The organism is Dysgonomonas sp. UBA7710 (genome assembly GCF_002482385.1).
Taxonomy (GTDB): Bacteria; Bacteroidota; Bacteroidia; order Bacteroidales; family Dysgonomonadaceae; genus Dysgonomonas.
Window position 1 is genome coordinate 41,966 of the sequence record NZ_DLFW01000050.1, and the last position, 8,070, is coordinate 50,035.

General features: G+C 40.4%; 6 protein-coding genes. 3 read left to right on the top strand and 3 right to left on the bottom strand.

Annotated elements, in window-relative coordinates:
* Positions 1–45: 45 nt before the first annotated feature.
* Positions 46–2,586: an alpha/beta hydrolase family protein gene (locus B3317_RS18135; RefSeq protein WP_291114563.1), complete on the bottom strand. Its 2,541-nt coding sequence runs from the start codon at positions 2,584–2,586 to the stop codon at positions 46–48.
* A gap of 267 nt (positions 2,587–2,853) precedes the next feature.
* On the opposite strand from B3317_RS18135, the gene B3317_RS18140 reads away from it, so the two are divergent.
* Positions 2,854–3,810 (top strand): hypothetical protein, encoded by a 957-nt coding sequence (locus tag B3317_RS18140; RefSeq protein WP_291114565.1) that lies wholly within the window; start codon positions 2,854–2,856, stop codon positions 3,808–3,810.
* A gap of 154 nt (positions 3,811–3,964) precedes the next feature.
* On the opposite strand, the gene B3317_RS18145 is transcribed toward B3317_RS18140, so the two are convergent.
* A complete protein-coding gene (locus B3317_RS18145) occupies positions 3,965–4,291 on the bottom strand; it encodes a hypothetical protein (protein WP_291114568.1) in 327 nt (108 codons plus the stop codon).
* Positions 4,292–4,433: 142 nt separating this feature from the next.
* Positions 4,434–5,468, bottom strand: a complete 1,035-nt coding sequence (locus B3317_RS18150) for a glycerophosphodiester phosphodiesterase family protein (protein WP_291114570.1) — start codon at positions 5,466–5,468, stop codon at positions 4,434–4,436.
* 468 nt (positions 5,469–5,936) lie between these two features.
* On the opposite strand from B3317_RS18150, the gene kbl reads away from it, so the two are divergent.
* Both kbl and B3317_RS18160 read left to right on the top strand, forming a co-directional pair.
* Positions 5,937–7,133: a glycine C-acetyltransferase gene (kbl, locus tag B3317_RS18155; protein WP_291114573.1), complete on the top strand. Its 1,197-nt coding sequence runs from the start codon at positions 5,937–5,939 to the stop codon at positions 7,131–7,133.
* A gap of 3 nt (positions 7,134–7,136) precedes the next feature.
* A partial coding sequence (locus B3317_RS18160) for an NAD-dependent epimerase/dehydratase family protein (RefSeq protein WP_291114574.1) occupies positions 7,137–8,070 on the top strand: 934 nt, incomplete at its 3' end.

Genomic DNA, 8,070 nt, shown 5'->3' on the forward strand with positions numbered 1-8,070 from the left:
TTGAAGTTCTTCAAGCTTATTACTTAATACTTATTATTAATAAAATTATTTTGCGTCGGGATAAAGACCTTTCCACCAGCCATTATCGTCCTTCAGCCATTTGGCAAACCAGGCCATGATGGAATTGTTCCATTCCACACGCCGCTTATAATTCATTACTCCGTGGTTTTCGTCTTTCACCTGTATGAATTCTGCCGGGCGTCCCAATATCTTCAAAGCTGTGTACATCTGGATACTTTCGCCTATAGGTACATTGGTGTCGACCGTACCGTGTGTAAACAGAATAGGTGTGTGTACTTTGTCGGCGCTGAACAACGGGCTTTGCTTTACATACAGATCGGGATTGTTCCACGGATAGCTGTGCGCGCTTGCACCCGAACTATAAGTGTATCCCCAGTATCCTTCGCCCCAGTAGCTGCTGATGGAACTGATTCCCGCGTGGGATACGGCAGCAGCGAATATATCCGTCCGGGTTTGCAGGTACATGGTCATAAATCCACCGTATGATGCGCCTACACAGCCGATCTTCTTATCATTTACATAAGGGTGTTCTTTTACAAACTGTTTTACGCCTTCTATGATATCTTCGGCTGTACGTTTACCCCATGCATTGACATGCAGAGCTGCAAACTTCTGTCCGAATCCTGTTGCGCCGCTCGGCTGTATAATATATACCACATAGCCTTGCGCTGCAAAGACATGAGCAGGATACGGCCCTTCAAATGTACGGGAAGTAGGGCTGGTACCTCCGTAGTAATATACGATCATCGGATATTTCTTGGACGCGTCGAAGTTTGGCGGCAGGTAACAACTGCCCTTTATCTCTGTTCCTGCGGAATTGGTAAAGTTCCAGTCTTCTGCTTTTCCGAGAGTCATTTCCGATAACCTGTCGTTGTATGGGTCGGCTACCATTGTCGACTTTTGATTTTTTATATCATACAGATAAGCACGGGTAGAATTCGACTGGCTCACGCCGAAATAGATGGCGGACATAGCATTGTCAGCCGTAGAGAATGAACGGATGACTTCCTCATTCAATGGTAATTTAGCGAAAGACTTGCCGGAAGGATTGTATGCATACATATTCACATAGTCCTTGTCGGTAGTACGGAAATAGATCAGATTATCTTTCTTGTTCCAGAAACTATTGTCGATACTCGGGTCGAAGTTCTTTGTAATCGGGTCAATCTGTTTTGTGCTCAAGTCCATGATAAATGCGAGGCCGTTATAGCTATTGGCTATTTGTCCGGCATCTATATTTTGTCCTATACCGCCGAAGGCTTCACCTGAACCCGAAATGAGGACTTTTTTCCCGTCAGGAGAGAATGATGCGCCATGTGCAAAGCCTTCGTTTGTCCATAAAGTATCTACTGTCATAGTCGGCAAATCCAGTTTGAGCATCGTATATTTACGGAACGGACGTTCGGTCACTGTTTCATCGGTAAAAGAAATCAGAAGCTGTTTTGAGTCGGCGCTGATATCGTTGAGCCATGTGGTATGCGAGCCATATGTAAGTTGCTGGCTTAGACCCGATCTGATGTCGTATTTATAGATGAACGAACGGTTGGTGTACCCCGGTTGGCGGTCTTCAGGTGATAATAAAAGCTTTAAATCGCCTTTGGTTTCTTCGCCTTTCTCCTGTTTGGTATAGAAAAGAGTCTTTTCATCGGGGGAGAAAGTCATATACTCGTCCGGAATGTTCTTTGCAAGGATCGTTTCCTGTAATGTCGCCGGATCGATGGTAATCAGATTTGTGCCATCTTCCGTTTTTAATAAGTAGAACATTTTTTCGCTTACAGGCATCCAGCTTAACTGTTTTTTACTGCCATCGGTATCCAGAAGGACTTGCCTGCCTGTAGAAACATTATATAATTCGGTTGTGGATACGCTTTTTTCTCCGAATGTATTTCTGTACGAAATCAAAGCGTATTGTCCGTTTGGCGATATACTGGTATTGGTTACTCTTTTACCTAAGAGCATATCAGTAAAGTTTACAAACCTTTTACTCGTATTTTGAACTGAAAAAGTAGTCTTGTCATCATCCTTCTCATTTTCCAATACAATTTTGAAAATCGGGGAGGACTTATCTTCCGCCGAAGCCAGTAGCTTGATTACAACACGGCTGGATAAAGGATATGGGTTGAAAGCAGCAGTAACCTCTTTTTCATTCCTGAAATTTTCTTCTCTGGTGGTTTTCGATGTGCTGAGTTTACCATCTACGTATAGTTCGAACATATTCGGAGAGGTTATCTTTAAGGATAATTTCGCATAACGGTCGGCCTGTACATAGAATGAGAATAGCTGGAAAGTATAGCCTTCCCTTGGCTTTTCCGCATAAAAATATCCGGCAGTGTCGGATTTAAGAGGTCTTACAAAAGCGGTTTGCTCAGGAATGGTCATACTCATTTTCAATAACTCCTTTTCCGAATACTTATCTCCTTTCAGATTGGTAGAGTCCACAATTAACGGATTGATAACAGCAACGGGCGGAGCTGCATATATCTGAGGTAATTTTTGTTTGGTCTGAGAAAACATTCCTATAACCAATATGAGGCATAGGGCAATAACCGACAATCGTAATTTCATATATTTTATAATATTTTATAGTTTAGCCGATAAAGATATGAATTATACGATAGACAAACGGAATAATAGCAGTGAAAAGCATTCGTTTATCATGATGTTTTATAGCAGGGATATTTTTAATTAGGGATAATATATTATCTTTGAGCATGTAAAACGCACGTCTTAACTAGCCAGAGCAGAACCAGTATTAATTTTTATTTTGCCGGGTCTGGCAAAAGTGCTTAATGTTATTGAAGCTTAATTAAACACTATCATTTATATTAAAGAATGAAGATCTTAACACGCTACATTATCTGTATCTTATCGGTTATTGTCATATTTTCTTCGTGTGCCGGAGAAGATATAATGCTTTATCATGAAAAGGAACCCGAACCTGAGCCGGAGCCTCAACCTGAATACTACTGGCTGTTGGAAAGTGTGGATTATCCGGAATCTAATAAGTTGGAAATGCAGTCCCGAGATGATTTTACCCTGACATACAATGATGCTGATTCCATAATCATCATTGATAATGATGGGGGAGATTATATCCGGGTTGATTATAAGGATAAATTCTTTTCTTTTTCCCGCGTAAGGAATTCCTCTGCGACAGGCCGGACATCGGATAGCCTGCTGATTTACCTGAATGAGAATAAACAGATAGATTATGCCTTGCATGTGACCAATATAGAGACATTTAAGGATGGCGAACTAATATCGAACAGAAGAACACAGAACGATTCCACGGTCTGTAAATATAATGCAGAAGGATATATGACCAATATGGATCATTATGATTATAGTGGAAATAATAACTCCCTGTCATATGCTGAAGAATATGTGATTACAGATGGTAATATAACCGAAGTGACTTCATCGGCCGGTTATCATCATATATATACATATGACAAGACTGCATATATTCAGTCGGCAAGCTATGTATATGAAATGCCTCTGAATACAATAAGTATAAAGAGCAGGGGAGGGTGTTGGTTTATGTCCAGTTTGCCTTTTCTGTCGGCTAAATATCTTGGAAAGGCTAGCGTGAATAATGTATCGCGAACGGTAATAAAGAAAATAGACCGGAACGGGGTGGAGTCCGACTATGCTGACATCGTGTATAAATATGTTCTCGATGAAAATAATATGTTAAGTACAGCTACACTTTCGGGAGCAGTTAACGGTCAAAATATTCCCGATAACTATGTATCTAAATTCTCTCATTTCGGAAAAGAAAAGAAATAAGATGAAAAGTCCGGTTCTATACCGGACTTTCTTGTTTAATCCCGGCTTAGCTACAAGTAATGAATGAGAAATTGAGAGATGTTCATTACCTGACGAAGCCGGGAGGCTAAGGGGGCAGCCTTATATTTTCAGATATTATCTATTCGTGAATATATCATAATACTTCTCCTGTGGCTTTACTGACTTTTACTATATCGCCTTTTGTTCCGCTGATATACCATATTCCGTTATCGAGGCTTACCGAAAACGGCTCCTGTCCGGTTAGCAATGGTCTGGCTATCGCCATAACCGACAGTATGGTTGGTACGGCATCATTATAGGCTGTCAATGTAGAAGACTGGTGTTCCGGTCGCTCTATGGATTGAGCCAATACTTCAATGTTATTTTTGTATTTATCTCTGGGATTACCTTTGAACTGATAGAATATAGCAGAGGCTATCATCGATATCAGACAGATGGGGTATATTGCAGTCTTACTCATAATAATCTAAGTTTTATCGGTTGCATCATATAGAGGAATGCATAGCATATATTCCACAACAAGACTATTATTTTTTTGATGGAAAATAAAAAAAACGCTGAAATATTTGAATTTCAGCGCTTACAGTATTGAAGTATAACTTTTATTTTTTAGCGTCCAGTATTTCAAGAAGTATTTCCGGTTCGTCTGTGGTAATGTAATCGATTTCCTGATTGAGCATTGTTTGCATATCTTCTACTTTATTCACAGTCCAAGCATTGGTGAGTAATCCCATGGATTTTGCTTTTTTTGCTAGATCCGTATCTTTAAGAAAATGGCTATAGTGATAATCTATACCAGACATTCTTTCCGCTTTCAGTTCTTCCAGCGTTTTATCGGCTTCCAGATAAAGGATTTTTGCCGTTGGGTCCAGTTCTCTGATGCGTTTTGCCGCATCGAAACTGAATGTTATATAGTCGGTCCATGCCTGCGCATTCATACGGTGTACTATATGGACAGCCGAATCGGCAACGGCTTCGCTACGTTCTTTTCCTTTTTGCGAAGCTTTAACTTCCAGTATCAGACGGGTCTTATTCTGTTCTTTAATACATTTGATATATTCTTCGAGGCTTGGCAGTTTATCTCCGTCTTTCAATTCTATTTTATGTAGTTCTCCGGCAGTAGTTTCTTCTACCTTTTTACCTCCTATTTCGGGGTCGTGTGAGAGAATAACTTTATTGTCGGAAGACAGCCATACATCAAATTCGGAGCCTTCGCAGCCTATTTCTATCGCTTTTTTCAATGATTTTAATGAGTTCTGGCTGGCATCATGGTTTTTCCATGCCCCACGGTGTGCGATTACCTTGTTTCGGATAAAGTCGTCTCTGACCAGTTCGAAGGTTTTCTCTCCGTCTTTGGTCTTTACAGTAACTTCGAAACGCCAGGGAGAGGATTCTGTCAGAGCGGCATTTTTTTTCAGGGAGATGTATCCGTCCTTGCTTATTGTGAATAATCTGGAATTGTCTTTTGTCAACGAGATTTTTTCTCCTGCGGGAATGTTGAATTTTCCAATAGATATTCCCTTCTTATTTTTTGGAATCAGATAATTATCCAGTGTCAATAATTCTTTTCCTGATTGTGAATGCATACCGGCATGACTTGATAATAAAATAAAAAATAAAAATAATAACTTTTTCATGATTACATTTTTAGACATTAATCGTATATAAACTATAGTGTGGATATATGCGGTAATAAAATATTACAGATGAAAAACAGGCAAACATATATATATATATACTATAAAAATTTATCTATATCTAAGAATAGATAGTGATGTTGGATAATCAAAGATAAAAAGTAAGAAATGAAAAAGCGTGTAGAATCTGTTACTTTTGTTACTTTTTTTATTAATAAATCAAAAATGGTTTATTTACCAGCTGATTATGGGTTATAGAAAGAAAAGTGACAGGTGTGTATTATTTGTAAAAAGTGTTACTTTTGTTACCTTTTTTGATTATTACGATACTATATTTTAGATTTAGTTGGGATACTTTTGTCATTTCATTTTTGAAAGATTTATTTCTCTGATCTTGAAAAAATATTTCCAATTAATATTTATTCTATCAGATGACATTTTATTACCTTTACGTTAAAAATTAAGACTATGAATACCTACTCTAACTTTCAAAAGTATCTACAAAACGAACTTGCTGATATACAATCGGCAGGACTGTACAAAAATGAACGTATAATCGTGTCTCCACAGGGAGCATCTATACGTGTGAGTACCGGGCAGGAAGTGCTGAACTTCTGCGCAAATAATTATCTGGGGTTATCAGATAATAAGGAATTGATCGAAGCCGCCAAAGAGGCTATGGATTCCCGGGGTTTCGGGATGTCTTCGGTCCGGTTTATATGCGGTACTCAGGATTTGCATAAGCAACTCGAAGCGGCCATTGCAAAATTTTTCGGTATGGAAGATTCCATCTTGTATGCGGCCTGCTTTGATGCCAATGGCGGGGTGTTCGAACCGTTGTTGAACGATCAGGATGCTATTATATCCGATTCATTGAACCATGCCTCCATAATAGATGGCGTACGTCTGTGTAAAGCTGTTCGCTACCGTTATGCAAATGCGGATATGGAAGACCTCGAGAAACAGTTGAAACTGGCACAATCGCAACGTTTCCGGCTGATAGTTACAGACGGTGTGTTCTCTATGGACGGTAATGTAGCCCCGATGGATAAAATATACGAACTGGCACAGAAATACAATGCCATGATAATGATAGACGAATCTCATTCAGCGGGTGTTGTGGGCAGGACCGGACGAGGCACTACCGAGTTATTCAATCTGCGTGGTAAGGTTGAAATTATCACGGGTACTTTAGGTAAATCGTTTGGGGGAGCTATCGGCGGATTTACAACAGGTAAAAAGGAGATAATAGATATGCTTCGCCAGCGTTCACGTCCTTATTTATTCTCAAATTCGCTACCTCCTGCAATCACAGCGGCGGGGATTAAGATGTTCGAGATGATGGAACGCACGAATGAACTACAAGATAAACTGCATGCTAATACAGACTATTTCGTAGAAAAGATGAAAGCGGCAGGCTTTGATATCAAACCAACACAATCATCCATCTGCGCGGTGATGCTGTATGATGCGAAGTTATCTCAGGATATGGCAGCCCGGTTATTGGATGAAGGTATTTATGTTACAGGATTCTATTATCCGGTAGTGCCTAAAGACTTGGCGCGTATCCGTGTGCAGATATCTGCCGGTCATGAAAAAGACCATCTTGATAAATGTATAACGGCATTCACAAAAATAGGAAGAGAATTAGGTGTAATTAAATAAACGATGAAAAACATTCTTATAGTAGGCAGTACGGGTCAGATCGGCTCGGAACTAAGTATCAAATTGCGTTCGATTTACGGCGACAGTAATGTAATCTGCGGATATTATAAGCCTCCTTATCCCGATGGTTTTTTCGATTGGGGCCCCACCGTAGAGATAGATGCCACCGACATAAAACAGATCGCCGATGCAGTGAAGAAATACAAGATAGATACCATCTACAATCTGGCTGCTATATTGTCAGCAACGGCCGAAAAAAATCCTAAGCTGGGATGGGATGTCGGAGTGGGCAGCCTGATGAATTGCCTCGATGTAGCTAAGGAGTTTAATTGTGCTGTGTTCACTCCGAGTTCTATCGGCGCCTTCGGGCCTGATACCCCAAAGGATAAGACGCCTCAGGATACAGTTCAACGCCCGAAAACGGTATACGGTATAACCAAAGTGATGGGCGAATTGCTTAGCGATTATTACCATGACCGCTGGGGGGTGGATACCCGTTCGGTTCGTTTTCCGGGTATTATATCCAACCTGACCCATCCGGGAGGTGGAACTACCGACTATGCCGTAGAGATATATTACAATGCGGTGAAAGAGGAGAAGTTTATCTGTCCGTTGAAGGCCGGAACTTTTATGGATATGATGTATATGCCGGATGCCCTGAATGCTGCTATCAACATAATGGAAGCTAATCCAGATAGATTGATCCATCGCAATTCGTTCAATATAGCGGCAATGAGCTTCGATCCGGAGATGCTTTATAAAGCTATAAAGAAGCATTATCCTGATTTTGAGATGGAATATGATATAGATCCATTGAAGCAGGCGATTGCCGATTCATGGCCCAACTCACTGGATGATACCTGTGCGCGTCAGGAGTGGGATTGGAGACCTGAATATGATCTGGAGAAGATGACCGCTGATATGATAAATGTACTCA